A 24,467-nucleotide genomic window follows, 5' to 3' on the forward strand; every position below is an offset into this window, starting at 1 on the left:
ACATAAACGGAACGGATGCTCCTTCCAGTTTAGTGGAAGGAGCATCCGTTCCGTCTTATGAAGAACCGTACAGAACCTACAAATACGGTGCCTCAGTACTGACCACGCAGTATCTTACTTACAGCGACCTGAGTGTTCCTCACACCACTGGTTGTACTCGTCAACGTACTTCTGGTGTTCCTTGTAGGTGCGCGAGTACTTCGTCTCACCCGTATCAAGGTCAACCGTTACCCAGTAGTAGTACGGGTTGTTCTCGGGATTTGCTACCGCTTTGATTGAGGACAACCCTGGCGATGCAATCGGGCCTGCAGGCAGCCCCGTATTTGCATAGGTGTTGTACTTATTATTCTTATCTGCCTTTTGCTCTTCCGTGAGGTGATATGAACGTACGCCCAAGCCATAGGTCACGGTAGCGTCGGACTGAATCAAGCCGTTAGTCTCACCCTTGGGGTTATTGAGGCGGTTATTGATAATGCCCGCAACGGCCACATAGTCCTTAGGCTGTGCTTCAAGCTCCACGATAGAAGCCTTAGTCAGGACCTCAAAGGTTCGTTGGTCTCCGCTAACTCCTGCTTCCTGCAGATCAGCCTTTGTTCGCGAAACCATAGCCTCAATGATTTTCTTGGCGTCGGTTCCTTCCTTCGGAATTCGGTATTCGCCCGGGTGCAGCCAGCCTTCCATTGAGGGGAAGTTCTTCGGGATACCGTATTCTTCGGGGTGAGACATAGCAGCCTCAATATCACGACGGCTTATCTTGCCTTCGGTAGCTTTAGCGATAATATCGACCGTCTCGTTCATACGCTTACCCTGCTGAACCGCGATATAGAAAATATTATTATCGCTATCTACCAGGTTCTTCACGACCGAAGAGCTGCTCATTTGCTTCTGCAACTCATAGGTACCAGCTTTAAGAGTTTTACCGTTAGCCTCTTTCTGGTACACGTCAATGAACTTGCCGGGATCGGCAATAATGTCTTTTTCTTTGAGCGCCTGCGCAATCTGCGCGGTACTCTCACCCTGCTCAATCGTGAAGCTTACCGGCTCGCCATTTCCCGATCCCGAGTAGTCACGATTTTTGAAGGGGTTAATGTCGTAACGCTGCACGAAGACCACCCCAAGCACAATAAGTACCACGGCAAAGACGCTCAAAGCTGTTGCCATGATGGTGTGGCGGCGACGCTTACGCGCGCGTAGCTCCCTAGCGGTTACCACCTCATCCTCAAGGGTGATACCGCGAATGCCAGCCTGGCTTTCGGCGAGTGTCGGACTGAGAAGCTCGCTTAAGCTACTCTCTCGCGTCCGCTGTTTTGTAGGTTCTTCGGTCACTGAAGGTTCTCCGTTTCGTTGACGGGGCCGTCTATAGTCTCTTGCAGATGGGAATCTTCGCGAGGTGATTCATGCACCAGATATCCAGCGACAGCTTGCCCAGCTTTAAGAGCATCCAGACTGTACTGCAATATGTTAACAGCAGCAACCTGGTCAACCATAGTCTTGAAATTTCGGCTGGATACACCAGCCTCGTGGAGGGAACGATGCGCACTCACCGTGGTGAGACGCTCATCGACCAGCCAAATGTTGATGTGTGTATTTCCTTCTGCATCCAATTCGGAGCGCAAAGCGTGGGCGTAATCCCGTGCCATGCGGGTGGAGTCCGACTCTCCTCCCCGCATGGTTTTGGGAAGCCCCACAAAGATCTCTTTCACGTCGTTAACCTCCACAAGTTTGCGGAGAACTCGACGGTCCGAGTTCTTCTTGCTGTCACGACGGAGTGTCTTGAGCGGAGTCGCCAGAATGCCGTCTGGGTCGCTCAATGACGTGCCAACGCGGGCATTACCCACGTCAACACCCATCCGTACTCCTCGTTGAAATTCAGTCAAGTTATGCCTGCGCTATCGCGTTGCGGATAGCATCCAGTGCTTCTGAAACCTTCGAAGCATCCTGTCCGCCACCTTGTGCAACATCGTCTTTACCGCCGCCACCGCCGCCGAGTACACTTGCTGCGAGTCGCACCAAGGCACCGGCTTTAATGCCAGCTTCACGGGCACCTTCATTTGTGGCGACAAGAATAACCGGGCGACCATTGGCCACGCCAGTCACCGCCACAACGGCAGCTTCAGAGCCGAAGCGTGAACGTAAATCTAACGCTAGCGAACGAACACCGTTGGCGTCCAGCTCTCCCGCATGATGTGTAAGAACTCGTACGCTGCCGATGGTTTGCGCGTTTTCTAAAAGCTTACCAGCCTCAGCCTGAAGCTTCTCGCGGCGCAGCTTTTCAAGTTCTTTCTCAGCTGACTTTAGTTTCGCCAACGTCTGGTTTATTTTCTCGGGTAGTTCAGCCGAGGACTGCACCTTCATCATGCCGGTCAGCTGATTGACTAGGGTACGCTCAGCGGCAAGATGCTCGAAAGAATTCATACCGACCAGTGCCTCAACGCGGCGGTTACCCGAGCCCACAGACTGTTCGGTGAGCAGAGTCAGAGAACCAATTTCAGATGAAGTTCCTACGTGGGTGCCGCCACAAAGCTCACGCGAGAACTCTCCACCGATTTCGACCATACGCACGATGTTGCCATACTTCTCGCCGAAGAGACTCATAGCGCCTAGGGCTTTAGCCTCGGCAAGAGGCATCTCACGTGCAATAACTTCGTGGTTATCCCGGATAGCGAGGTTTGCTACCTCTTCGACTTCACGCTTAGCGGAGTCAGATAGGCTCTCACCCCATGCGAAGTCAAAACGCAGGTAGCCTTCCTTATTGAAGGAACCACGCTGAGTTGCTTCATTACCCAATACCTGGTGCAAAGCCGCATGAACAATATGGGTACCCGAATGGGCTTTTTCACCATCTCGACGTCGCTGCACATCAACCTGCGCCACAACTTCAGCGCCCGGATGCGCTTCACCTTCACGAACAACGGCGCGGTGAACACTCAAACCCTTGACAGGCTGCTGCACGTCCTGAACATCAATCACGAAACCGTTTCCAGTAATCACGCCGGTATCAGCTGCCTGTCCGCCGCCCTCCGCATAGAATGGGGTTTCGTCCAAAACGACCTCGATCTTATCGCCCGCTTTAGCTACGGGAACGGAAACCCCATCCTTCAGCAAAGCACGAAGATGAGTCTCAGTGCGAAGCTCGGTGTACCCGGTAAAGATAGAACCACGTTCATCCACAAGCTTACGAAGCTCAGAGAGGTCTGCGAAAGAACCTTTTTTAGCCTTAGCATCAGCCTGAGCACGGTGACGCTGCTCAGCCATCAGTTCGCGGAACGCCTTCTCATCAACCTTCACGCCTGCTTCAGCAGCCATTTCAAGGGTCAGGTCAATCGGGAATCCGTAGGTATCGTGCAGCGCAAATGCTTCTGCCCCAGAAACAGAGTTTGACCCGTCTTTCTTAGCCGTAGCAACGGCTTCTTCCAAACGCTCAGTGCCGGTTTCAATCGTATGCAAGAATGCCTTTTCCTCGGCATAAGCGATGCGGGAAATACGCTCGAAATCATCCGCCACGTAGGGGAAAGCACCAGCCATCGCATCGCGAGAAGCGGGGAATAGAATAGGCAGGCACGGTTCAGTAACGCCCAGCAGACGCATCGCACGAATAGCGCGGCGCATCAGGCGGCGTAGAATATAGCCGCGTCCTTCGTTGGAGGGAGTCACACCGTCGGCAATCAGCATGAGAGAAGAGCGAATATGGTCCGCGACCACACGCATGCGCACATCGTCTTCATACCCCGGGTCTTCGGGAGATTCAGAGCCGTGGTATTTCTTTCCGGAGAGCTTCGAAGCGGCATCAAGTACCGGGCGCACCTGATCGGTTTCGTAGAAGTTTTCAACACCCTGCAGAAGCATCGCCAAGCGCTCAACGCCTAAGCCGGTATCGATATTCTTCTTGGGCAGTTCGCCCAGAATCTCGAAGTCTTCCTTACCGATCCCTTCACCACGCTGATACTGCATGAACACAAGGTTCCAGATCTCAATATAGCGATCGTCGTCTACCGCCGGACCGCCTTCTTTGCCGTATGCAGGCCCGCGGTCATAGAAAATTTCGGAATCGGGGCCTGCAGGACCAGGCTGACCTGTAGACCAGTAGTTTTCCTTCATACCCATACGTTGGATACGTTCTTCTGGGAATCCTACGGTTTTAGTCCATACGTCGAAGGCTTCGTTGTCTCCTTCGTAAATGGTCACCCACAGACGATCCGGATCTAACCCGTAACCGCCTTTATCCTGGCTAGCAGTGAGTAGTTCGTAGGCGAAAGGAATAGCTTGCTCTTTGAAATAGTCGCCGAATGAAAAGTTACCCGCCATCTGGAAGAAGGTGCCATGACGGGCGGTCTTACCTACTTCTTCAATGTCGAGGGTACGAATACACTTCTGAACGCTTGTTGCACGCGAGAACGGAGGGGTCTCTCGTCCAAGAAAATAAGGGATAAATGGCACCATACCCGCAATGGTAAACATGGCACCGGGTTCGTTTGAGATGAGTGATGCAGAAGGCACCACGGTATGTCCGCGCTTCTCGAAAAATTCGATCCAACGCTTAGAAATTTCCTGTGAGAGCATCGCTTTCCTTAGACAATTCTGTGTGAAATTCTACGAAATCTATCAAGTTCGTCATGCCGTCATTACGGCTACGTTACAGTACCGGCTAGTTAAAGAAATCTTCACCCAGCTCTCGGTCACGTTGGATGCGGGCGGAGCGAAGTTCCTCCTCTGTAGCGGCAATCCGCGATTCCACGTCGAGCAGTTCCCGCTCGGCAGCAGCCCGATTTGTGGAAGCAATTTCTTGCTCACTCATCTGACGGTCCCAGGTATCTATAGAACCAGGACGTATATCCTGTTTCTGTCGCTCAACTTTAGCATGAAGTTCAGCTTCTTTTTCCTGCATGCCTTCACGAACACGCGCAGCAAATTCGACAGCTTTAAGCGCATAGGGTTGAAGAGGCTTACCAACAGGTGAATCGAAAAACTTTCCCACCTGTGACTCCGGGTTAAGAGCGAGTGTACCCTGTTGGTACTGAACAAGAGCGCCTGTTTTCTTTTCGGGCGATGCGCTGGCACGTTTTGACGCGAAATAGCCTACCGCCGCGCCCGCTCCCACAAGAAGAACTGACCGAAATAAACCCATTACTGTTCACCTCCCTGTGAAGTACCAGCTGCACGATCATCGTCACCAGGCTTCTTACCACGGAATGCCTGACGGACACCGTATGAGAACGAAGCAACTTTAATAAGGGGCTGCCCCACAGTTGAAGTCACCAAAGAAGACAGGGCAGAAACGTTCGCGGAAGCATCGGATACGTTAGAGGTGATACCGTCTACCTTCTCAAGCTGCTCATTCGTGGTAACGACTGTTTTAGTAACTTCGTCGATCAAAGGTGATGTGCTCTGGTTGAGCGAACGAATGGTCACGATAAGTTCATCGAAAACTTTAGTCAGGCGAATAATAGGTAAAGCAAGTAACGCCACAAGAATTGCGAAAACACCGGCAGCTATCAGACCTGCAATGTCTCCACCACTCATCACGACCTCTTTCCTATATCAACCAGTAAAACACAGTGGGCGCCCGCGAGAAACGAGTTTTGAAGCGAGCACACAGAAAAACCGTACCCACGGCTTACTCCATCATAAATGAAAAACCTTGTGCATGCCCATTTTGAACGCCGCTTGTCGTCAAAATATACAGCTCTACCAGGGGTTTTATAAAAAATTTACACTTACTGCGGTATCTCGTTACAGTTCAGATTCCACGTTTATTACCCTCATCAAACTCTATAAGACATGCATAAGATGTAACATCAAGGAATAATCCTCAGGTTTAGTCATACACCACCGACCTGAATTTTGGGTTCCGAAGCAAGTAAACACCTTCAATAAATGTTGTACCGTCTATTAAATCGGTAATAGCTCACAAGACATTATGCATAAAAAATAACCCCTCCTACGGCCGACCCGTAGGTAGGGGTTACCCTTCTCGAAAATTCGAGATTATGCTAGGCGTGAGTAGTACTCAACAACCAGCTGCTCATCGCAGACCACAGGGATCTCTTCGCGCTTGGGGGCGCGTTCGAGCTTAGCGTGCAGCTTCTCGATTTCGACGTTCAGGTATGCCGGAACCTCAGGCAGAACTGCCTGGTTCTCGCCCGCAGCTGCGACCTGGAAAGGAGTGGTCTTCTCAGACTTCGGGTGAACGTGAATCAGCTGGCCGGGCTTGACGCGGAACGAAGGACGATCCACGCGCACACCGTCAACCATAATGTGACGGTGTACAACCATCTGACGAGCCTGTGCAATGGTGCGAGCAAAGCCCGAACGCAGAACCAGAGCGTCGAGACGGGTCTCAAGGTGCTCAACCAGGTTCTTACCGGTCTGACCCTCGACACGCTTTGCTTCAAGGTATGCGCGGCGCATCTGTGCCTCACGAATGTTGTACTGAGCGCGCAGACGCTGCTTTTCCTTCAGCTGGGTAGCGTAGTTAGAATCAGCCTTCTTGCGGGCACGACCATGCTGACCGGGGCCGTAAGGACGGCGCTCAAGGTACTTTTCTGCCTTCGGGGTCAGTGCGATGCCCAAAGCACGGGACTGACGCACGGTACGGCGGGTGCGGTTATTTTTAGCCACAATTACCTTTCATAGTGCAGAACCCTCATGTATTCACGCTAAGGGCTCTTATCTTTTTGGAGCTGGCCTCCTCGGTTTACCCGCACCGGGTGGTGGGGCGGAGAGTTTGGGGCAGAGTACCCCAGCACTACGTCAGCGTTATTCCTAAACCAAAACACAATATACTGCGCTATATAGTAGATATAACGAGACTGCCAGACCCATCAAGTCTACCGTGGTTCGCATTCAGAATCTAGCTGAGTACCGCACAAATTTTGTGTTCTCAACCATGCGCAAGAACACATTATGACACTCCCTCAAAACTTTATGACAGAAGTTCCTTTACCGAATCTTTACCATGTCATAGAATAAAGGCAGTACACCGGATGTGCGACCGACTTCCGGGCTCATAAGAGTCTGGTGCGCATTCGGAGTTTATCTATCACATCTCACTCTAGCGGTATACACCACGGCCGAGGTGGTGCATACCGCTTTTCTGTTCGGTTAGCTATCGGCTCGATTCAGAATTTCTCGGATACGCTCGCGCCGTTCAGCCAGGGTTCGTTCAAATCCATACTGCGTCGGCTCGTAGTAGACCTTATCCCGCAAGGTATCCGGCAAATACTGTTGAGCCGCCACATGCCCCGGCTCATCGTGCGCATAAATATATCCGTCGCCGTGTCCCAAATCGGCGGCGGCCGCATAGTGGGCGTCTCGAAGATGAGCTGGGACCTGCCCCGAAAGCCCAGATCGTACATCCGCTATTGCCTTATTAATAGCCACATATGCCGCATTCGATTTGGGCGCTAAAGCACAGTAAATCACCGCCTGCGACAGAATAATACGCGCCTCCGGCATACCAACCAACGCCACCGACTGGGCGGCGGCGGTCGCTACTTGAAGCGCCTGCGGATCGGCAAGACCGATATCTTCACTCGCCGCAATCATAATGCGCCGCGCTACAAAGCGTGGGTCTTCGCCGCCTTCGAGCATGCGCGCTAGATAGTGGACGGCGGCATCAGCATCGGAACCGCGTATAGATTTGATGAAGGCGCTAATCACGTCGTAGTGCTGATCGCCGCCTTTATCGTAGCGAACGGCAGCGCGGTCAACGGCTTCCTGGGCATGTGCCAGAGTAATGCGCACAGGCTTGCTAGGGTTTACCTCTCCCCCAGATTCCGCGTTCTCGCCGTGAGATTCAGCCTGTTCATGCTCGCTGAAAGCTATGGCGGCGGCGGCTTCTAAAGAAGTTAGCGAGCGACGTGCATCGCCGCCGGATACTGCAGCAAGGTGGGCACGAGCATCTTCATCAATCACAGCGGCACCGTTGAACCCGCGAGGGTCTTCGAGCGCTCGGTTAATTAAAGACTCAATGTCGGCTGGCTCCAAAGAATGAACTCGAAGCAAAAGTGAACGTGAAAGAAGAGGCGAAATCACGCTGAACGAGGGGTTTTCCGTCGTTGCCGCCACAAGAATAACCCAGCGGTTTTCGACTCCAGGCAGCAGCGCATCTTGTTGAGCCTTTGTAAACCGGTGAATCTCGTCAAGAAAAAGCACTGTTGTGGTGCCGTACATGTCACGGTCTAAAAGTGCTTGGTCCATAACGACGCGAACGTCTTTAACTCCGGCGGTGATAGCGGAAAGCTCAACGAATTTACGCCCCGGCGCACGTGCGATGACATGCGCCAATGTGGTTTTCCCGGTGCCGGGAGGGCCGTACAAAATAACAGACGAAGGTCCTGCTGGTCCAGACTTATCGGCACCAGCAAGCACACGAAGCGGAGACCCTGGGGTCAGCAGATGGGCTTGTCCAAAAACTTCATCGACGTGACGCGGGCGCATACGTACTGCCAAGGGTGCTTGGGATGCGGTACGTGAAGACGGTGTGGACGCAAATTTTACGCGATCTTCGTCGTCTGGAAGGTCAAGGTCAAAAAGCGAATCTGCCATATTTCAACTCTACCGTGCGTATACGCGGTATCTAGAGGGTTTCGCTATCGAGAATGAGGGTTACCGGTCCGTCATTAACGAGTTCAACCTGCATATCGGCGCCGAAAACTCCTGTTTCAACACGGAGCCCGATAGCGCGGAGCTTCTGGACAAAAGCCTCAAAAATCGGCTCGCTGACAGCGCCCGGAGCCGCTTTCGACCACGACGGGCGCCTGCCTTTTTTCGCATCTCCGTAGAGCGTGAATTGACTAACGGCGAGAACGGGCGCATCAACCTCAAGCGCGGATTTTTCGCCCTCAAAAAGGCGCAGGTTAGCGGTTTTATCCGCCATTTTAGCCAGTTGGGTCTCGCCGTCCTCATGGGTAATACCGACGAATGCAAGATACCCGGTTTCTTCAATCGCCCCAACGATTTTATTCTCTACACGCACGGATGCGCGGCTTACACGCTGCAAAATAACTCGCATGGGTAATGCCTCTGCCTTTCGGTATTTCTAAAATGTTTAGATACTTCCGCGAAGCTGTACCGCTTGCAGAAATTTCTCTGCTTCACGGGGTGTTCGGAATTCGATATATCGTTTGTCCGGGTGATTTCTGCGTGCTTCGGCCATAAGAGGCGCATATTTAGGGTAGCTGCTCCAGGTGTAGCGAATCATATTTTCGGGGTCAGTAAAAACGCTCCACAGAGGCGGCTCAGTATTTCCGGCCCAAAGTTCTTCACGAGTCACTGCTCGGTGCAGGGTTCTTCGAATAACCCGCTGCTCAACAAACCATCTCGGATAATGCAGGTAAATGACGGTATCAGCACGCTCTAGAAGACGCTCACGTACCTGCGAATACTGCCATTCTGTAATCCACGAATCCTGCGCCGCGAGCTCATCCACATCTGCTTCAAAACTGGGGCGGGGCGTCCAGTTCTCGCCCCAGTGCAAAGAATCCATTTCGGTATGCGGTATGCCTAAAATCGCACCAAGTCTTCCGGCAAATGTAGTTTTGCCGCTGCCACTGGCGCCTGTCATAAGGATGCGCATAACTCCTGCCTTTCGTGCGGGACTTTTCCAGAATAACTAACCCATACACGAAAGCGGGCTGCATATACACCGTGGTGTATCTACAGCCCGCTTTCCTCTCAGCGCTCACACGCAGGAATTTTCAAGTAAGAACTACTTTTCGTCTTCATCCTTCTTCTTCGGCTTGAAATCAACGCCTGCTTCCTTGCGCTGCTGCGGCGTGATCGGCGCGGGTGCGGCAGTCAGCGGGTCATAGCCGTTACCGGTCTTCGGGAAGGCAATAACCTCGCGAATTGAATCTACCCCCGCAAGAAGCGAGATAATGCGATCCCATCCGAATGCGATACCGCCCATCGGAGGTGCGCCGTACTTGAAGGCGTCCAGCAAGAAGCCGAACTTCTCCTGTGCTTCTTCCTCGCCAATTCCCATGACCGCAAAAACACGTTCCTGCACGTCACGGCGGTGGATACGGATAGAACCGCCACCGATCTCGTTACCATTGCAGACGATATCGTAGGCGTATGCCAGCGCCGAACCAGGATCCTTGTCGAAGGTATCCAAGAACTCGGGTTTTGGCGCCGTAAAAGCGTGGTGCACGGCAGTCCATGCTGAGTGCCCCAGTGCGACATCTCCTGACTCGGTGGCCTCTGCAGCAGACTCGAAGAGAGGCGCATCCACAACCCACAGGAACGACCACTCGCCGTCCTTGATAAGGCCGGTACGGTGACCGATCTCAACACGGGCAGCGCCCAGCAGAGCACGCGCCTGTTTAGCTTCACCGGCGGCGAAGAAGATGCAGTCCCCGGGGTTGGCGCCGGTTGCTGCAGCAAGACCTGCACGTTCCTCATCAGTGATGTTCTTCGCAACAGGACCAGTCAGTTCGCCGTCTTCCTGCACCAGTACATAGGCCAGACCCTTCGCACCGCGCTGCTTTGCCCATTCCTGCCATGCGTCCAGGGTGCGGCGCGGCTGAGAAGCGCCGCCGGGCATTACCACGGCACCCACGTAGGGAGCCTTAAACACACGGAACGTGGTGTTGGCAAAGTAATCGGTAAGTTCGGTCAGCTCAAGACCAAAACGCAGATCTGGCTTGTCGGTACCGTATTTCTCCATCGCTTCGGTATAGGTCATACGGCGAATAGGACGGGGAATCTGCACATCAATCAGGTTCCAGACAGCCTCGACAATGCGTTCGCCCAAGTCAATAATGTCGTCCTGATCTACGAAGGATGCCTCAATATCGAGCTGAGTGAACTCAGGCTGACGGTCCGCGCGGAAGTCCTCATCGCGGTAGCATCGAGCAATCTGGTAGTACTTTTCAATGCCGCCCACCTGCAGGAGCTGTTTAAACAGCTGGGGTGACTGCGGCAACGCGTACCAAGAACCAGGTGCCAAACGCGCAGGAACCAGGAAGTCACGGGCACCTTCGGGTGTTGATCGGGTAAGAGTGGGGGTTTCAACCTCTAGATAACCGTCATCAGCAAGCAGGTTGCGTGCCGCGCGGTTAGCGTCGGAACGCAGGCGCATGATGCGAGCAGGTTCGGGGCGGCGAAGATCGAGGTAACGGTAGCGCAGACGCGCCTCTTCACCGACCTCAACATGCTCGTCAATCTGGAATGGAAGCGGTGCTGCAGTATTAAGAACCTCGACCGCAGAAACTTCAACCTCAATTTCGCCGGTTGCAAGATTCGGGTTTTCATTTCCCTCAGGGCGCTTGGTCACCTGACCGGTTACACGCAGAACGTATTCATTGCGTAGGTGTTCAAAATCATCTTCGTTATGGAACACGCATTGGGTAACGCCCGCGCGATCACGCAAATCGACGAAAGCTACACCGCCGTGGTCACGACGACGAGCTACCCAGCCAGTGAGGGTTACGGTTTCTCCGATGTTGGCGGCGGTGAGCTCGCCATTGGTATGGGTGCGAAGCACTGCATTCCTTTCATTGCAGGCACCTCACGACTATAGACAGTAGCCGGGTGCATGCGCTTGATTTTTAAGATACGCACACTGCGTGCGCATTTTCCCATTGTAATGCCGCCACTCACTATAGTGTGGCGACACCCTCAATATTTTATGAGCCGATACTCTCGGCAGGCACTACACGCACGTTCAGGTCTTCTTCTGGCGGCATCCAGCTCGCGGGGTCCGCAGCAACTTGTTCCCCCGAACGGATATCCTTGACCTCGTGCGCCAGCTCGCCGTTATCCCCCGTCGAAATAAACCAGACGAAGGGAATACCGCGTTTTTCAGCATATTTGATTTGCTTACCGAATTTGGCTGCATTCGCCGAAACTTCACAGGCGATACCACGCGACCGGAGTGCATCAGCAACATCGTTAGCGGCAGACCAGCCTTCATCATTAGTGAGGGCGATAAATACCGCAGAGGGAACCTTACGGGTAGCCTGCGCAAACCCCTGCGAGAGGATGCGCGCAACCAGACGGGTTACCCCAATTGACAGCCCAACTCCGGGATAGGTTTTCTTCCCGTTCGAGGCCAGCGACTCGTACCGACCACCCGAGCAAATCGACCCTAACGATTCATGCCCCACAAGCACAGTCTCGTAGACGGTACCGGTGTAATAATCCAGCCCGCGTGCGATAGAAAGATCGGCAAGAACTTTTCCGGGGGCGCGACGGGCAGCTTCATCAATAACTTCGGCAAGCTCGGTAACACCTCGATCAAGAAGTTCATGCTCAACCTTGTACCGCTCAGCGAGTTCACGGACCTGGGCCACAAAAGATGAATCCTCGGTACGAATCTGCGCAAGCTCTAGGGCTGCCTGAGCCTGCTCTTCAGAGGCGCCAACCTCACGCTGAAGTTCCTGCGCCACCGCATCCGCGCCAATTTTTTCAAGTTTGTCGATGGAACGCAGCACCGCGGCTGTATCGGTAAGTCCCAGCCCAAGATAAAAACCCTCCGCAAGTTTGCGGTTGTTCACCCGAAGTTTGAAATCGGGAATAGGAAGTTTTGAGAGTGCATCCACGACAACGAGAGCGAGGGTCACGTCATAGCGGAAAGGCAGTTCACCATCACCCACAACATCAATATCAGCCTGGGTAAACTCGCGTGCACGCCCTTCCTGCGGGCGCTCGCCGCGCCAAACTTTCTGAATCTGGTAGCGAGAGAACGGGAAATTCAAATACCCAGCGTTCTCAACGACGTACCGCGCGAAAGGTACGGTCAGATCGAAATGCAGAGCAAGTTTTTCTTTAGCTTTAGTGGCGTTATCATCCAGCAGGCGAGAGATCGAGTAAACTTCCTTATCAATATCACCCTTGCGAAGAAGCTGCTCAATAGTCTCAACCGAACGGGTCTCAATCGAAGAAAAACCGTGAAGCTCGAAGGTCTTACGCAGAGTGTCAAGAACATGGTTCTCAACAAGTCGTTCAGCCGGTAAATACTCCGGAAAACCAGACAGCGATGCCTTGCGAGCCATATGCTTCTCTCCTTGAAATCGTGGTATCAGATGTGCGCCATATTGTGTGACGCGCACAGCCTTTTAATCATAGCAAGGATGCGCCCACAGCGAACCGCAAAACTTCGCGCCTATTCTGGCGCGTCACATGCCGCTATAGGATGTATAAACCGTATACACCCGCTATGCTGTATAGATGCGCTATATGTTTCGGCCTATAGCCATGAGACGTTTCCCCGGCATGACATAGAGCCTATTCTTCCGATGGGTTTTTCATGCCCCTAGTGAATGAGAGTTATAGCGGTGACTATTAAATCCGACGACACCCAGGTAAACCTTGAGCAGGCACGTAAGTTTGGTCGTGTATCCGATGACGGTCATGTTTTTGTGATTGTTGAGGGTGAAGAGTACGCCGTAGGGCAACTGCCTGGTGCCTCCGAAGAAGAAGCCCTGGCATATTTCGCCCGCAAGTTCGAGAACGTTGAGGCACAGGTCTCTCTGCTCGAATCGCGTGTTGAGAATAATTCCCCGGCGGCAGATCTGCAAAAGGGTATCACCTCCATCGGTGCGCAAATTGGTGTGCGCAATATGGTGGGCGATTACGCAAGCTTGCAGGAGCGCCTGTCCGCATTGAACGAACGCATTATTAAGCTGGGCGAGGCTCAGCAGCAGGAACGTGCCGAGAACCGTGAACGTGCTCTGGCGGCGCGCGAAGAGATCGTTGTTGAGGCTGAGCAGATTGCGGCTCAGGATGTTGAGAAAATCCATTGGAAGAATTCTCACGCCCGTATGAACGAACTCTTCGATGCGTGGAAACAAGCCCAGCGTGAAATTCATTTGGCGAAATCAGTTGAAGACGAACTGTGGAAACGATTCCGCGCCGCCCGCACCACCTTCGACCGCAACCGTCGGGCGCATTTCTCGCAGCTTGACGACCGTAACGCCCGCATCAAACGCGCGAAGGAAGAGCTGATCGCTCGCGCTGAACAGCTGTCTTCTTCAACCGATTGGTCTGAAACCTCACGTGAATACGGCAAGTTGATGCGTGCTTGGAAGGAAGTTCCGCGCGGTTCTCGCCGTGAGGACGATAAACTGTGGGCGCGTTTCCGTGCCGCTCAGGATGTCTTCTTTGATGCCCGCAACGCCGCCGAAGCACAACAGGACGAAGCATATGCCGAGAATCTCAAGGTTAAAGAGGCTCTCCTAGTTGAAGCTCGTGACCTGTTGCCGGTAACCGACATTTCTGCCGCTAAAAAGGCTTTTGAGAAGATCCTTGATCGTTGGGATGCAGCCGGTCGAGTTCCGCGCGCAGATTTGCGCCGTATAGATTCTGAGCTTCGTAAGATTCAGGATGAAATCAACGGTGCAGAAGCCGCTAAATGGAAGAAGAACGATCCCGCTAAGGCAGCCCGCGCAAACTCACTGCTTACCCAGATCCAGGATTCGCTCGCCGAGCTTGAGTCTGAGCTACAGGCAGCACAGGCCTCCGGCGATGCTAAGAAGATCGCCAAGGCGCAGGAGGCTTTGGAGGCGCGCCGCGCCTGGGCGGCAACCCTTGAAGGTTTCAACGCCTAAAGCTTGTTCCTTCCTTTCTTACGAAGGTACAAAAATTCCGGGGTGTTCCCAATCGGGAGACCCCGGATTTTTTGTGTTTATCTGCCAAGCTATGCCCTACTTACACGCTTTACACACCATGCGCAGATTTTCACGCACCTACTGTAGACTATGCAGCCGCTGGCTTGGCACCGGTGAGACGATACGCCTTATAGACGCCCGCAACGTTACGCACAACGTTCAAGACATGCTCAAGCATAAACCTGTCCCCTAGTTCAACCGCAAACCGGTCGATGACGGTACGATCCTCAGAGGTGTGCACGCGCGCATCCAGAATGCTTACTCCGGCCTCTGAAATAGCTCGGATGAGGTCGCTGAGCAGACCCTTACGGTCCAGGCCCTCCACCTGAATCTGCACGCGGTACATGGCATCAGGTGAGGAAGCCCATTCCACCGTGGTAATACGGGGCTCCTCATCGGCATTACGCATATTGGGGCAGTCGCGCCTATGTACTGAAATACCGTTATACCGAGTCACCATGCCAATGATGTCATCGGGCGGAACCGGTGTGCAGCATCGCGCAATCTTCGTCAGCACGCCCTCAGCACCTGGAACGACCACGCCATTATCGCTGACAGCACGGTGAGTCTGCTTAAGCAGGGTCTCATCAAAGTCGCTAACCTCAACCTCAGATTCTTCAATCTGGTCGCCATTATAGAGCTCGACAAGAGAGTCAATCACCTGCTTTGGCGATATTTCGTTCTCACCAATTGCTCGGTACAGCGTTGCAACGTCATTCTTGTGCAGCTGTTGAGCTACCTGCGTCATGAGCTCTGGGCTCATCATCTTCTGCAGCGGCAGCTCATTATTGCGCATGCTCTTAGTGAGAGCTTCACGCCCGCGATCCAAAGCCTCAAGACGGCGTTCTTTTGCGAAATGCTGACGAATCTTTGTTCGCGCTCGCGATGAACGCACGAATTTGAGCCAGTCCTCGCTGGGGCCAGCATCCTCATTTTTGGTGGTCGTAATTTCGACTGTTGAACCCGTGGGCAGCACTGTATGAAGTGGCACTAGGCGCCCATTTACCTTAGCGCCAACGGTACGATCCCCCACTTCAGAGTGAATAGCATAAGCGAAATCTACGGGGGTTGACCCGGCGGGAAGAGCAATTGCTTCACCGTCGGGAGTGAGCACCACGATCTCATCGGTATCGAGAGTTTCTGCCAAAGACTCATAGAATTTATCTGACTCAGGGTTGGAATTAGAGATTTCGGCAATAGACTGCAAAATCCCCACATTCATGGCAGAGGTATGCGCCCCCGGCTCGTGTTTCTGCTGGGTTATTTTCTCCCCCCGCGAAGCCGCTTTATATCGCCAGTGCGCGGCAACACCGTATTCCGCTTCCTCATGCATCTTATAGGTGCGGATTTGAATTTCCAACGGTAAATTACCCGGCCCATAAACCGTCAAATGTAATGATTGATAATTGTTATTTTTAGGATTCTTAATATAATCTTTGAAACGCCCCGGCATAGCAGGCCAGAGTGAAAGTATATGCCCTAAAACGGTGTAACATTGTTCATCCGTTTCGACCATAATGCGCACCGCGAGAATATCGTTAATCTCGTCAAAACTACGCCCTTTGGTTTTCATTTTTTGATGAATGGAATAGTAATGCTTCGGGCGGCCCGTCACCGTAGCCTCAAGCCCCACCGAGTCTAAACGCTCTGTAATCTTGCTGCGTGATTCATCAAGAAATTTTTCAAGTTTAGGAGTACGCTCTCCCACCATACGCACAATTTCGGCATATATTTCGGGGCTCATCGCGGCAAATGACAGGTCCTCAAGCTCCCACTTGATGGTGTTGAGTCCCAAGCGATGGGCCAGCGGAGCATAAATTTTAAGAGTTTCTTCAGCTTTCCGCGCCGCCGACCCTGCAGCCACAAAACGCCACGTACGTGCATTATGCAGACGATCGGCAAGTTTGATAAGAAGCACGCGAATATCTTTACTCATCGATAGCACGAGTTTGCGAATAGTCTCGATGGATGCGTGCTCGCCATAAGTCATTTTGTCGAGCTTTGTCACACCATCAACAAGGTAAGCAACCTCTTCGCCGAACTCCTCTGTGAGCTCTTCCATGGTGTATTCGGTGTCTTCGACTGTGTCATGTAGAAGCCCCGCTGCCAAGACAGGACCGGTCGCGCCCATTTCAGCAAGAATCGCGGTCACGGCAACGGGGTGGGTAATATACGGATCGCCACTTTTACGTTTTTGACCTTCATGATATTTATTCGCTATTTCAAAGGCACGCTGCAGAACTTGAATATCTTCATCGGGGTGATATTTCCGCACGGCGCGTACAACAGGCGCTAAAAGCGGTGAGAAACGTACGGATGCGCTTTCGTTGGCTCCCCCAGATGTTGAAAGCATGCGGCGACCAAAAACCAAACGGTTAGGCACACGTCCGGATGCCGCCATCACACGGTGAGAGCCACGCACAATTTTCTTAGGCGGCTGCGTCTGCATGCCGCCTTCGTTATCGGGGATTACGGGAGATCCTGCTGCGCTCATCTTTCTGCCTTCTTCCTCGTGCCCTCCACGTATTGAGAATCATCGTCGACCCACGCATCACCATAAAACCTGCGATATCACGATATCTTGAGTGAGACTCTCATGTGTTTATTTATCCTACTCACTGTTGTGCAAATGCGGCAAACTCATGTAGTGAAACTTTCAAGATTTATTGTAGGTGTTACATAAACCATAAGGGGCGCTCTTGTGAGAACGCCCCCTATGATTATTCACTTATATGCCCCAGTCAAGTTATTGGTCTGCGTTTATAACGTTGACTTCAAAACTCGGTTTACGGCGTTTACGCGGTTTATCATCGTCATCCTCAGATGCGGCATCCGCCTCTGCCTGACCACTCGCGCGGTATTCCTCAACCTTACGTGTGTGGGCGAGAATCTTCCGCTCGCCCAAACGTAGGGTTCCATAAAGCGGCGCCGATACGAAGAGTGTACCGACCATGCCGACCAGAATACCGACGAACAATGACAGCGAGAGATCTTGCAGAGTACCGGCGCCCAGCATAAACGCGCCGATAAAGAGGATCGAACCCACCGGAAGAACACCAACAATAGCGGTGTTAATTGAACGTACCAACGTCTGGTTCACCGCAAGGTTAATGTCTTCCGCAAATGTCCTGTCTTTACGGGAGAAAGCATCCTCGGTGTTCTCACGGATTTTATCGAAAACCACCACCGAGTCGTACAGTGAGTAGCTCAAAATCGTCAAGAAACCGATGATCGCACTCGGGGTAATCTCGAATCCGAGAGCCGCGTAAATTCCTACCGTAACAACTACGGTAAAAAGCAACCCGGCTATAGAGGCCAGCGACATCTTCCACGTGCGGAAATAGAACGCCATGCCGATCAGGGCAAGGATCACGAACACGATCAACCCGAAGAATGCCTGGCGAGTTACATCTTCGCCCCAGGTAGGACCAACGTAAGAAGAGGTTACGTCGTTCTCGCTCACGCCATAAGCATCTTGCAGAGCTTTCTTAACACTGAGGGTTTCGTTATCAGAGAGCTTGCTCATTTGAGCACGGATAGTTCCGGGGGCGATATTTGTAACACGCACATCCGATGCCGAGGGTGCATGCTCTTTCACTGCGTTTTCGCCCTCAGACACCTCAGTGTGGGTGGTTCGAGATACCACAAATTCCGAGCCGCCACGGAAATCAATACCCAGGTTAAATCCACCGCTTACAAGCGGTATGGCAACAGATACCGCCATCAGTAGAACCGCAAGTAAGAGCCAAAGGCGGCGCTTGCCGATGAAAGGATAAGACCGGGCACCCGAGTGCAAGTCATTACCGAAGCGCGCAAAAACATTAGGCTTAACTTCAGCAGCCATGATTACGCCTCCTTCTCATCATTTGTTGCTTCTTCCGCAGCGGCGGCACGCTCGGCACGTCGACGCTCCGCAATACTTAGGGTAGGTTCCTTTGACGAGCGGAAACGACCGGCGCCTCGGTATAGGGGTGCTGCCCCCAAGGATTCCGGTGAAAGCCCGGAATGGCGGTGCCCCTCGCCAAAGTATCGTGTATTTGCAAGCAGAGTAAGCGCCGGGTGAGTGAAGAGATACACCACAATCAGGTCTGCGATCGCGGTAAGACCCAAGGTAAATGCGAAGCCCTTCACCGAACCGACTGAGACAACGTACAGCACTACTGCCGCCAGAAGGTTCACAGCCTTAGAAGCCAGGATAGTTCGGGACGCGCGCTTCCACCCGTGACTGACAGCCGCCGGTATTGTACGTCCGGCACGAATTTCATCACGAATACGCTCGAAGTACACAATGAAGGAGTCTGCCGTCGCACCAATTGCCACAATCAAACCGGCAACACCCGCCAGGGAGAGGCGATAGTTTAGGGCCCATCCCAAAAGCACAATGGCTTCATACGAGATAATGCCCGCGACCACCAAAGAAGCCATTGTCACAAACCCGAGCAGACGGTACTGGAACAGTGAGTACACAAAGACTAAAAGCAGACCAATCAGACCGGTCAGAATACCCACTTTAAGCTGTTCTGCGCCCAAAGTTGCAGAGATCTGCTGCTCTGATTGAATAGAGAAGCTAATCGGGAGAGCACCGTACTTCAGCTGATCGGCAAGATTCTTAGCTTCCTGCTCTGAGAAGTTACCGGTAATCTGCGGCTTGCCGTCCGCGATAACCGCCTGCGAGACGGGCGACGACAAAACTTTACCGTCGAGCATAATAGCAAAGCGGCTGCGGGGATCGTTCGGGCTCTGACCGCGAATAGCGTTCAGACGAGTCGTCACTTTCTTAAAAGTTTCACGGGCCGAGTCGTTGAACTCAATATTCACGGTCCAGCGACCGGTGTTAATGCCCTGCCCGCTAGTTTCTTGCGAGTGACTTGCCGTCGAAATATCGTTACCGTTGAGTTCTACCGGGCCCAAAATGTATTTCTCGTTGCCATCGGTAGAGCACGCCACAATAGCTTTCTTGGGGTCTGCCGCTTCCGCATCTTCATTATTGCCCGCGGAGCAATCTTTAGCCTCAAACTCTTTATAAAGCTCGGGAGTAATCCAGTTGGTATCCGAACCGTCCTGTGGCTCTGCGGTAGGCTTTGGGAGTTTATCGTCAGGAGTGCGTGATTCCTCAGGTACTGCTGTACCGGGCGATGAGGACTGCAGCACCGCGCGGAAGGTCATGTTGGCGGATGCCTGAATAAGCTCACGGGTTTCTGGGCTGATATTTCCAGGAACCGAAACCACAACGTTGTTTCCAGAGCCGAAGGACGTCGTAACTTCTGCTTCCGAAACGCCCGCACCGTCAACGCGCTGACGAATAATTTCAACAGCCTGTTTCAGCTGCTCTTGGCTAACGTTGGTGTCGTTCGACCCGTTCACTTTGGGTGAGAGGATCATCTGGGTACCACCAGATAAATCAAGTGCTAGTTTTGCTCCCCACGATCCACCGGCTTGCGTGGGACCGAAAATACCAGCGGCCATAAGGATCATGAGCAAAACCATCGAGACGAGGGCGCCTCGCGCGGCTGCAAGCGGTGAACGCCTAGCCATATGTGCCCCTTACTAGTTCTATGTTCTAGATATTCTTATGTGCATGAGATAAGGAGCTCCCCCTTTTAGCGGCGAAACTCCTTGACCAGTTATTCTTTGGTCTCTGAAACGTCAGAGCTTGTTTCTTCGGATGCGCCAGCACCTTCGACAGAATCTTCAGCAGCCGTAATAACCTGCGCAATCGAGTGTGGGTTAATGGTGATGACGGTGCCTTGAGCAATCTCAAGTTTAGCTTTCTGCGCCTCAGCATCAACGGAGACAATTTTGCCGTACAGACCCCCACGTGTCATGACTTCATCCCCGGGTTTAAGCGAAGCGATCATATCCCGCAGCGCTTGGAACTGACGCTTCTGCCGCCTAAAACTGCTGTAAATCAAAAACCCAGCAAAGACGACGACAAGAATCATCATAAGCGAATTGACGTCCATATGTTTCCTCTCCGTAGGCGCAAGCCCACCGCCGCAGGTTGGTAATTCCTACGGATATTTTGACGTTTTATCTGTGCACTACCTATCCATCCTACGCGAGAGGGCTGTGTTTCCCTACTCGTTTCATGATCTGCGTGTAGGTTTTCTCAAGCATTATTCGCCGTTTTGGCGATACTCAGGCATCTTTTATGCGGATAGCTAACGCGCCATTTTTAGCTTATAACCCACACAAAGGTGTATCGCAACGAAGACGGTGTCTGTACCTGGTCTCCGATCTCGCTGAGCAGCAGCGGGTACTAGAGGTTAATTTCAGGTGCCTCAAGCCCCAAGTGTTCCCAAGCCGCAGGCAGTGCTACGCGCCCGCGCGGAGTGCGACCGATCAAACCCTCACGCACCAGATAAGGTTCAGCGACAGTTTCTACAGTCTCGGTTTCTTCCCCCACCGCAATAGCAAGAGTTGAAAGACCCACTGGTCCCCCACCAAATTTGTGGATAAGAGACTCTAAAACGGCTCGATCTAGACGGTCGAGGCCGCGCGCATCCACCTCATACATATCAAGGGCGGTCGCGGCATCATGAGAGTTGATATCGTGAACATCATTGACGAGTGCCCAGTCTCGCACACGGCGCAGCAAACGGTTTGCGATACGCGGGGTTCCGCGCGAACGACCGGCGATCTCGGCATATCCTTCACTTGTGATACGCATATCCATCAAACCAGCGCTTCGGCGAAGTACAAGTTCTAACTCAGGCACAGAATAGAACTCAAGGTGCCCGGTAAAACCAAAACGGTCACGCAGCGGACCGGGAAGCAGACCTGCCCGGGTTGTTGCACCTACCAACGTAAATTGAGGAAGCTCAAGCGGAATCGAAGTTGCTCCGGCGCCTTTGCCAACCACAATATCCACACGGAAATCTTCCATCGCCATATAGAGCATTTCTTCTGCCGGGCGGCTCATACGGTGTATTTCGTCAAGAAAGAGTACCTCGCCCGGTGTGAGCGAAGACAGAATCGCAGCCAAATCACCCGAATGTTGAATTGCTGGTCCGGAGGTAATACGAAGCGGTGCCTCCATCTCAGCGGCAATAATCATTGCTAGGGTGGTTTTGCCCAGCCCGGGAGGGCCGGAAAGCAATACATGGTCGGCACTGCGCCCACGCATTTTTGAGGCTTCGAGCACAAGGGAAAGCTGCTGCCGCACGCGCTTTTGCCCTACAAAGTCGTCAAGCGACTTAGGGCGCAGCGCCGCCTCAATCATTTTCTCCTCAGGTTCTTCTTCCATTGCAACCAGACGTTGCCCAGGAACCTGCCCTGGCGCGTATCCGCCGGATGTAGCGTTATCGTATGGATTCTGAGTCACAATATCGTCCTTTATGGAAGAGAACACCAAGTCTTCTTAACCCACGACATAGCGTACCGCTAATGCCGCCCCACCGTATTCTGTGCTCCCAGAGAGGCAAGTACCCCTCGCAGAGCAACGCCCACGGCTTCCTTTTCTGCAGCTGGGTTATGCTGCACGTAAGCGTCGATTGCGGCATCTGCGTCTTTTTCGCTCCACCCTAAAGAGGTGAGCGCATCCATAACCTGGGGCTTCCACGCGATGCCCTGGGCGGGAGCGTTTTCTTCGGCCTGACCTTCACTCAAAATGAGTTTACCAGCCAGTTCTAGCACAATACGCCGCGCACTTTTCGGCCCGATCCCCGGAACTTTGGTAAAGGCTTTATCATCGCCGGTTGCAACGGCTCGCTCAACCTCGGTGGCAGTATGCACGCTCAAGACGGCAAGGGCGATACGCGGGCCAATCCCCGAAACCGAGAGCATCATCTCAAAGACCTCTCGCTCTGCAGGTTCTGCAAACCCGTAGAGAGTCATGGAGTCTTCGCGCACGATCATAGAGGTCAACAAGGTTGCAGTCGATCCCGTGCGCAGATTTGAGAGGGTACGTGCTGTGGCCCGAACGAGCATACCAAACCCATTGACATCAAGAATTGCGCTCTCTAGCCCTACATAGGTTACATGCCCCGTTAACGACGCAATCATCTTTTCCCTCTCTTGTTACCTTGACCCTGCCAACGAGGGTGCCATCATCCAGTATATTAGAATATTTTTCTGAATGTACAGTTTATAGCAATCTTTATCGAAAATATTTCCGATATAAGTTTAGCGTCGTGTCTTTGCCTCAGCTTCAAGCCAGATTCGTTGTGCTGGTGTCAGCTTCGCATGCTGTGCACGCACGGGGCGTGACCCCTGGTGAGTCTGCGTATTCGCTGACATATTAATGCCAGAACCAATGCCGCCACCGCGCCAGCCATGACAGATTGCGATCGCTAAAGCATCTGCTGCATCGGCGGGTTTAGGAATTTTTTCCAGCCCCAAAATCTTGGTAACCATACGACCGACCGAGGCTTTATCTGCACGCCCCGAGCCGGTAACGGCAGCTTTCACTTCAGAAGGCGTATGAAAGAAGACCGGAATGCCGCGTACTGCCGCGGCAGAAATAACCGCCCCAGAGGCATGGGCCGTACCAATCACCGTATTGACCTGCTCCTGCGCAAAAATGCGTTCAATAGCAAGAGCATCAGGTTGATAGGTATCAAGCCAGGTTTGCGTAACGGTAAAAATCCGCAGAATACGCTCATCAAGAGGCTCAGCGGCGGCGGTTCCCGCGATCCCCACGTTAATGAAGCTGGCTTTGCGATTGGCGGTCATGTCAATCATGCTAAGCCCACAGCGGGTAAGCCCCGGATCTACACCCATAATGCGGGTGGCGCCAGCAGAGCGCGGCTCATTGCGAAGAGGATGGTTTTCTTGCGTAGATGCGTTCATGGTCCTCTTTCGTTGTTGCGCTGCGGGGCTGTGTATATAGTTCATGCCCGAGTGGCTGCGATGCCGGTGTTTGGTACCGTATCGTAACCGTGCTCGGGCATGAGGAATAAAAGGCTTTTACTCTGCCTCTAGCTGTTCCATGACGTCGGCAGAGACGTTGGCGTTGGAGTATACGTTCTGCACGTCGTCGAGTTCTTCGATGGCGTCTGCAAGTTTGAGGAATTTCTTAGCGCCTTCGAGGTCGAGATCTACCTGCATGGTGGGGCGGAATACGGGGTCGTCGTTATTGTAGTCGAGTTCCGCTTCATCCAGTGCTTTGCGGATTTCAGGCAGGTCAGTGGGAGCGGATACAACCGTGAAGACATCGCCTTCGTCGAGTACTTCTTCGGCACCTGCGTCAAGCACAGCCATAAGGACATCGTCTTCGGTCAGACCGTCGGTCTTGGTAACTTCGGCAACGCCCTTGCGTTCAAAGAGGAAGGCGACCGAACCTTGATCTGCCATGGTGCCGCCGTTACGGGTGACTGCCAGGCGAACATCTGACGCCGCACGGTTACGGTTGTCGGTAAGGCACTCGATGTAGAGTGCGGTGCCCTGAGGCCCGCGAGCTTCGTATAGGATCTCGGTGTAATCGATGGTTTCGCCGGTGAGCCCAGCGCCACGCTTAATAGCGCGGTCAATGTTGTCGTTGGGTACAGAGTTTTTCTTTGCTTTGGAGACGGCTAGGTCGAGTGCGGGGTTACCAGAAATATCTGCGCCGCCCATACGAGCCGCAACTTCAATAGCTTTAATGAATTTTGCGAAAGCCTTTGCACGCTTAGCGTCAATTGCGGCTTTCTTATGCTTTGTAGTGGCCCATTTAGAGTGACCCGACATTCGTATCTCCCTTGTCTCTTCTTCGCCCGTGGCGGCGTACTTGCCCTGTTGCCACGTCACAATACTTTTACACTATACCGGTTTCGCGCGGTTCTCGGATAGTTTCATACCTGCGTTTCGCGGGGTGCATACCGTCAAAGTTTTGGTGTGCACCCCGCGACTTGTTTTGGATGTTGTGGCGGGTACCTG

20 protein-coding genes are annotated in these 24,467 nt (G+C 52.9%); 1 reads left to right on the forward strand and 19 read right to left on the reverse strand.

The features are described 5' to 3' along the window. Window positions 1-114: 114 nt before the first annotated feature. The 11 genes from mltG to hisS form a co-directional block, all read right to left on the reverse strand. Window positions 115-1,326 (reverse strand): endolytic transglycosylase MltG, encoded by a 1,212-nt coding sequence (gene mltG, locus HMPREF2625_RS08775; protein WP_004004734.1) that lies wholly within the window; start codon window positions 1,324-1,326, stop codon window positions 115-117. Continuing rightward, window positions 1,323-1,850: a Holliday junction resolvase RuvX gene (gene ruvX / locus HMPREF2625_RS08780; protein ID WP_013399125.1), complete on the reverse strand. Its 528-nt coding sequence runs from the start codon at window positions 1,848-1,850 to the stop codon at window positions 1,323-1,325. Before ruvX ends, mltG begins: the two co-directional genes overlap by 4 nt. 28 nt (window positions 1,851-1,878) lie before the next feature. Then, window positions 1,879-4,560: an alanine--tRNA ligase gene (gene alaS / locus HMPREF2625_RS08785; RefSeq protein WP_070523986.1), complete on the reverse strand. Its 2,682-nt coding sequence runs from the start codon at window positions 4,558-4,560 to the stop codon at window positions 1,879-1,881. Between the two features lie 85 nt (window positions 4,561-4,645). Continuing rightward, the gene (locus HMPREF2625_RS08790) at window positions 4,646-5,125 is read right to left on the reverse strand and encodes a hypothetical protein (RefSeq protein WP_004004738.1); all 480 of its coding nucleotides are present in this window, start codon (window positions 5,123-5,125) and stop codon (window positions 4,646-4,648) included. Continuing rightward, window positions 5,125-5,520 (reverse strand): DUF948 domain-containing protein, encoded by a 396-nt coding sequence (locus tag HMPREF2625_RS08795; RefSeq protein ID WP_004004740.1) that lies wholly within the window; start codon window positions 5,518-5,520, stop codon window positions 5,125-5,127. The genes HMPREF2625_RS08790 and HMPREF2625_RS08795 overlap by 1 nt, the downstream gene beginning before the upstream one ends. A 465-nt stretch (window positions 5,521-5,985) precedes the next feature. Continuing rightward, a complete protein-coding gene (gene rpsD / locus HMPREF2625_RS08800; RefSeq protein ID WP_004004741.1) occupies window positions 5,986-6,618 on the reverse strand; it encodes a 30S ribosomal protein S4 in 633 nt (210 codons plus the stop codon). A gap of 483 nt (window positions 6,619-7,101) precedes the next feature. Beyond that, a complete protein-coding gene (locus tag HMPREF2625_RS08805) occupies window positions 7,102-8,547 on the reverse strand; it encodes a replication-associated recombination protein A (RefSeq protein WP_070523988.1) in 1,446 nt (481 codons plus the stop codon). 31 nt (window positions 8,548-8,578) lie between these two features. Continuing rightward, window positions 8,579-9,013, reverse strand: a complete 435-nt coding sequence (gene dtd, locus HMPREF2625_RS08810) for a D-aminoacyl-tRNA deacylase (protein WP_070523990.1) — start codon at window positions 9,011-9,013, stop codon at window positions 8,579-8,581. A 36-nt stretch (window positions 9,014-9,049) separates the two neighbouring features. Continuing rightward, on the reverse strand, window positions 9,050-9,565 hold the full coding sequence (locus HMPREF2625_RS08815) for a P-loop NTPase family protein (RefSeq protein WP_239653017.1): 516 nt from the start codon (window positions 9,563-9,565) through the stop codon (window positions 9,050-9,052). Window positions 9,566-9,709: 144 nt separating this feature from the next. Then, complete coding sequence (gene aspS, locus HMPREF2625_RS08820) at window positions 9,710-11,488, reverse strand: aspartate--tRNA ligase (protein ID WP_070523992.1); 1,779 nt, start codon at window positions 11,486-11,488, stop codon at window positions 9,710-9,712. Window positions 11,489-11,630: 142 nt separating this feature from the next. Further along, window positions 11,631-12,998: a histidine--tRNA ligase gene (hisS, locus tag HMPREF2625_RS08825; protein ID WP_070523994.1), complete on the reverse strand. Its 1,368-nt coding sequence runs from the start codon at window positions 12,996-12,998 to the stop codon at window positions 11,631-11,633. A gap of 282 nt (window positions 12,999-13,280) precedes the next feature. On the opposite strand from hisS, the gene HMPREF2625_RS08830 reads away from it, so the two are divergent. Continuing rightward, the gene (locus HMPREF2625_RS08830; protein ID WP_246826765.1) at window positions 13,281-14,552 is read left to right on the forward strand and encodes a DUF349 domain-containing protein; all 1,272 of its coding nucleotides are present in this window, start codon (window positions 13,281-13,283) and stop codon (window positions 14,550-14,552) included. 148 nt (window positions 14,553-14,700) lie between these two features. Here the strand turns inward: HMPREF2625_RS08830 and HMPREF2625_RS08835 are convergent, their stop codons facing one another. The 8 genes from HMPREF2625_RS08835 to HMPREF2625_RS08870 all read right to left on the reverse strand — a co-directional run bounded on the left by HMPREF2625_RS08835 (window position 14,701) and on the right by HMPREF2625_RS08870 (window position 24,278). Beyond that, complete coding sequence (locus HMPREF2625_RS08835) at window positions 14,701-17,106, reverse strand: RelA/SpoT family protein (protein WP_013399135.1); 2,406 nt, start codon at window positions 17,104-17,106, stop codon at window positions 14,701-14,703. 252 nt (window positions 17,107-17,358) lie between these two features. Beyond that, the gene (secF, locus tag HMPREF2625_RS08840; RefSeq protein WP_004004751.1) at window positions 17,359-18,456 is read right to left on the reverse strand and encodes a protein translocase subunit SecF; all 1,098 of its coding nucleotides are present in this window, start codon (window positions 18,454-18,456) and stop codon (window positions 17,359-17,361) included. A 2-nt stretch (window positions 18,457-18,458) separates the two neighbouring features. After that, window positions 18,459-20,147 carry a protein translocase subunit SecD gene (secD, locus tag HMPREF2625_RS08845; RefSeq protein WP_070523998.1) on the reverse strand — a complete coding sequence of 563 codons (1,689 nt, stop codon included), beginning with the start codon at window positions 20,145-20,147 and terminating at the stop codon, window positions 18,459-18,461. Window positions 20,148-20,236: 89 nt separating this feature from the next. Continuing rightward, window positions 20,237-20,575: a preprotein translocase subunit YajC gene (yajC, locus tag HMPREF2625_RS08850; RefSeq protein WP_013399137.1), complete on the reverse strand. Its 339-nt coding sequence runs from the start codon at window positions 20,573-20,575 to the stop codon at window positions 20,237-20,239. 296 nt (window positions 20,576-20,871) lie between these two features. Further along, window positions 20,872-21,858, reverse strand: coding sequence for a Holliday junction branch migration DNA helicase RuvB (ruvB, locus tag HMPREF2625_RS08855; protein WP_172461396.1), 987 nt, complete (start codon window positions 21,856-21,858; stop codon window positions 20,872-20,874). A gap of 137 nt (window positions 21,859-21,995) precedes the next feature. Next, entirely contained in the window at window positions 21,996-22,616 is a 621-nt protein-coding gene (ruvA, locus tag HMPREF2625_RS08860) for a Holliday junction branch migration protein RuvA (protein ID WP_070524000.1), read from the reverse strand. A 120-nt stretch (window positions 22,617-22,736) separates the two neighbouring features. Continuing rightward, a complete protein-coding gene (gene ruvC / locus HMPREF2625_RS08865; protein WP_013399139.1) occupies window positions 22,737-23,402 on the reverse strand; it encodes a crossover junction endodeoxyribonuclease RuvC in 666 nt (221 codons plus the stop codon). A 117-nt stretch (window positions 23,403-23,519) separates the two neighbouring features. Next, complete coding sequence (locus HMPREF2625_RS08870; RefSeq protein WP_041321796.1) at window positions 23,520-24,278, reverse strand: YebC/PmpR family DNA-binding transcriptional regulator; 759 nt, start codon at window positions 24,276-24,278, stop codon at window positions 23,520-23,522. Window positions 24,279-24,467: the final 189 nt, after the last annotated feature.

The organism is Rothia sp. HMSC064D08 (assembly GCF_001809525.1).
Lineage (GTDB): Bacteria > Actinomycetota > Actinomycetes > Actinomycetales > Micrococcaceae > Rothia > Rothia dentocariosa.